This is a genomic window from Moorena sp. SIO2C4 (assembly GCF_010672485.1).
GTDB classification, from domain to species: domain Bacteria; phylum Cyanobacteriota; class Cyanobacteriia; order Cyanobacteriales; family Coleofasciculaceae; genus Moorena; species Moorena producens.
In genome coordinates this window covers 1-2979 of record NZ_JAAHGN010000955.1, presented here as the reverse complement: position 1 = coordinate 2979, position 2979 = coordinate 1, and the positions used below count along the sequence as shown (strand labels likewise).

Here is a 2979-nt window from a genome sequence, read left to right as displayed (position 1 = left end):
GTATTCCAAGATTCAGGGCATCACAAAGAAATAACTCAGGACTTACACTAAGACATCTTTAAGGAATGAAGAATTAAGAATTAAGAATTAAGAATTGGAAGTTTTTTGCATTCTGCATTCTGCATTCTGCATTCTTCATTCTTCACCCAGTAAGGCGCGGAATGCTCCTTGTCACCCCGTCAGGTCAAAATGTCACCTCCCTTATCAGCAATCATCATTGTTGCTGCTGCTGTGTTTGCAGTTATCGGTAATGGGAAGACAGAAGCATCAATCACACGCAGACCTGATACTCCTCGAACGTTAAGTTCTGTATCCACCACAGAATTCTGATCAATCCCCATTCTGCAAGTTCCGCAATAGTGCTGTGTTGTATTAGCTGTTTCTCTGATGTAACTCTCGAAATCTGTTCCCGGTTCTGGAGCAATTTGTTTTTCCCGCCATTGCCCCAAGCTGGATTGATTGCCAATATCGATACCTAACTGAAGCGCTGTTATACATGACTGGAGATCTCCTGGCACTGTCAGATACTTTGGATCAACAACAGGAGCTTGATCAGGAGAACTTGAACCCAGCGTAATAGTTCCCTTACTCTTCAAGTGCATGACATTTGGCCATAACCAAAAAGAATTTTTTGGGCCAGGGAAACCTTTGAGTGTTCCCACTCCCACTGAACACTCTATATCAACAACTGAACTACTATTTTCCGTAGAGCCGAAAATCACAGCTGGAGCTAGGCTATAGGAATACACTGGTACATCTTTATCTTCGGGAATAGAAAATCCGGCACTAACAAAAAGATCATCATGTAAATTCTTCCCTACTTCTGGAACATTCACAACTACTGGAATATCAAATTTCGCCAACTCAGTTTCGTCGCCAATGCCTGAAAGCATCAAGATTTTTGGACTCGCAATCGCACCAGCACTCAGCACAACCTCATGTCGCACCCCTGCAAAGTATTTTTCGTTCTTCTGAACATATTCAACACCAATTGCTTTGGTATTATTAAATCGGATCTTGGTTACCAAAGCTTCAGCTATTATAGTTACATTTGTATGAACCGCTGGTAAAAAAGTGTTAAATGTGGTTTCACGAAAAAGCTTTGAAAGTGTTTTGATATTGTTGAACTGAAATGGAGCGTATCCATATTGACTCTCGCTGGTATTATAATTAGGATTTTCAGGTAAACCGTACTGGTTAGCAGCAGCGAATAAATCGTTAATGAAATTCAAATTATCTGTCTGAGCCACCAAAACCTTAATGATTTGCTCTACACTTTCAAAGTGCGGTAGTACATCATTCCATGACCAACCGGGTGCTACCTTACCCCACTCATCAAAGTCAGAGCGTCCACCTCTGACATAAACCATGGCATTATGTAATGCACACCCACCTAGGGCTTTTGCTTGGGGCAGCATGATTACACGGTTGTTTAAATTTGTTTGAGGTACTGACTTATAACCCCAATCAATCTCTGGATGTTGTTGTAGGACTTCAAACCAATCACTTGGGTTGTACATCTTGGGATTGAGTAGGAGCTTTCCAGCTTCGATCAGGAGAATTTGTGAATTTGAGTCAGAAGCAGCAAGCTTTGAAGCTACTATGCTTCCCGCAGAACCTCCACCAATCACAATGTAGTCATACATGAAATTTGCTTCTGCCATATTGACTGCTCCCAGTAGAATCTGCTAATTAATTTTGCTATCAGCTTAAGCTGATAGCAATTGGCCAAGGCCAAGAACTTTGATGAAGACTTTCAATTCTCATTAATCTATCAATATTAGATTCTACTGTTTTTGCATTGCGCATTGGCGCAGGCTACTGCAACTACGGGTAGGGAAATCACCCCCTAAGCATTCAGCTATCAACGGTTAGCTATCAGTAATCAGTTGTTGAATAAAATAGGTAAGTATTAGTTTAATACTCACGAAAGTCATAGCGTCGAAGCCTTTACCACAAAGCTGACCGCTGACTGCTAACCACTGATGGCTGACCACTGACCGCTGACCGCTTACATAATTACACTTTCCCCCTTAACCCTTCCAATTGCTCCCGCACTGATAACGGTTGATATCCCAAACTAAATCCTAATGAACTATCCAATGAAGTATCGGGAGATCTAGGAGCAGCCATCGGTACATCTTTTTGTAGACAGCGTCCTAAGTTATCTTGGGAAAGTTCAAACACCTCAGCCATCAGGCAACCAAAGTCATAGCGGGAGATCCGTTCTTTTCCGCCCAGATTAACTAGACCTTGGACTTTCTCTAGAGCTAATAACAATCCCTTGGCTGCTGTTGTGCCACTGACAGGGGTTCTAATTTCATCGGTAAATAAGCTCAAGGGTCGCCCTTCTCTGATGATTTTGAGAAAGGGTTGGATAAAGCTACTAGCAGTAGGGGGAACTATACCAAACATTAAGGGCATGCGGCAAATCGCGACTTTAGGATAATGCGATCGCATCCCTTCTTCTGCCATCACTTTTTGCTCACCGTAATAGCTGATAGGCGATACCGGATCAGTTTCCAGATAAGGAGGATTTAAACCATCGAAGACCAAGTCAGTAGAGGTAAACACGCAAGGGATATCATAATCTGCACTTAGTCGAGCAATATTGATAGAAGCTGTAACATTAATCGAGTATGATTCCTCTCGATGGGTCTGGCAAAAATTAGGTTTAGATTGAGCTGCGGTATGAATTACTCCTGCTGGTTGAATCTCAGCAAACAGATGCTTTATCTCCTGAAATTCTCTCAAGTCAGCCTTTACCAAGGTTATTCCCGGAATATCTATCGTTTGGGAAAAATACGTTCCATAAATATCCCATTGTTCTTTGGCGAGCTGACAAAGGTTCCATCCTAGAAAACCGCTAGCTCCTGTGACTAAGAGTTTTTTTCTCATCAAAATTTAGGGTTAGGTGCGTAGGGTGCGTTAGGGGCGGACTTGCCCTTATTTTTCGCCTCGTAGCCAGCGCTGGGATAG

General features: G+C 42.4%; 2 protein-coding genes. Both read right to left on the bottom strand.

All coding sequences use genetic code 11. The annotated features are described in order from the left end of the window. Positions 1-179 precede the first annotated feature (179 nt). Positions 180-1664, bottom strand: a complete 1485-nt coding sequence (locus F6K20_RS31940) for a GMC family oxidoreductase (RefSeq protein ID WP_008187377.1) — start codon at positions 1662-1664, stop codon at positions 180-182. Between the two features lie 355 nt (positions 1665-2019). Continuing rightward, complete coding sequence (locus F6K20_RS31935) at positions 2020-2898, bottom strand: SDR family oxidoreductase (protein WP_008187375.1); 879 nt, start codon at positions 2896-2898, stop codon at positions 2020-2022. Between the last annotated feature and the right edge of the window lie 81 nt (positions 2899-2979).